We start from the raw sequence: 1,078 nt of genomic DNA on the forward strand, positions 1-1,078 counted from the left end.
GAGTTTTCTGTAATGATAAATGCAGGAGACGACTATGAAAAAATCACGCTATACAGAATCTCAGATCATCGCAGTATTAAAAGAAGTTGATGCAGGTAGAAAAGTTGAGGAAGTGTGCCGTCAACACGGTATCAGTAGTGCAACCTATTACAACTGGAAGTCCAAATACGGTGGGATGGAAGCTTCTGACGTCAAACGGTTGAAGGAGCTGGAAGAAGAAAACGCCAAGCTTAAAAAGATGTTTGCGGATGTCAGCCTAGAAAATCATGCGATTAAGGAGCTTTTCGCAAAAAAGGGTTGGTGACAGCGGATAAACGAGAATGCGTCAGCGTAATGGTTGGTGCGGGGCTAAGTATCGTAAGGGCTTGTCTGTTTGTTGGCATTGGCCGTTCGACCTTTTATCGCCCTGAACGAGACTGGCGTAAAGCAGATGCTGCTGTCATTGATGCTATCAATGCTGTGCTAGAGAAGTCGCCACGAGCAGGCTTCTGGAAGTGTTTTGGCCGAATGCGCTTCAAAGGTTTGCCCTTCAACCATAAGCGCGTTTATCGCGTGTATTGTCAGATGGGGTTGAACCTAAAACGAAGAACTAAACGTGTGCTACCTAAGCGAATTGCTCAGCCCTTAGAGGTGCAGGAGCTAGCCAACCACCAATGGGCGCTTGATTTTATGCATGACACACTGTATTGCGGTAAACGATTCAGAACATTGAATGTGGTGGACGAAGGAACGCGAGAATGCCTCGCTATAGAAGTGGATACCTCGTTGCCTGCTGGCCGTGTAGTTCGCGTGTTGGAGCGGTTAAAAGATGAGCGCGGATTGCCCAAGCAGTTGCGTGTAGACAATGGCCCAGAACTTATCTCTGCGACACTAACAGATTGGTGTGAGATCCATAATATTGAACTGGTATATATCCAACCAGGTAAGCCACAGCAAAATGGCTTTGTTGAACGCTTTAACGGTTCATTCCGCAGAGAGTTTCTTGATGCCTACTTGTTTGAGAATCTCAGCCAAGTGCAAGATATGGCTTGGTTCTGGCGATTGGATTATAACGAAGAACGAACCCATGAAAGTCTGG

1 protein-coding gene is annotated in these 1,078 nt (G+C 46.4%); it reads left to right on the top strand.

What is annotated here, in order from left to right:
* Window positions 1-34 precede the first annotated feature (34 nt).
* Window positions 35-1,078, top strand: a protein-coding gene (locus AAEU32_RS15800) for an IS3 family transposase (protein WP_421971492.1) whose coding sequence is annotated in 2 segments (ribosomal slippage) — window positions 35-284 and window positions 284-1,078 — 1,045 coding nt annotated over the 2 segments. Because the reading frame shifts where the segments join, the coding sequence is not laid out codon by codon here. This gene is flagged as partial in the annotation.

The organism is Pseudoalteromonas maris, assembly GCF_049257235.1.
Classification (GTDB): domain Bacteria; phylum Pseudomonadota; class Gammaproteobacteria; order Enterobacterales; family Alteromonadaceae; genus Pseudoalteromonas.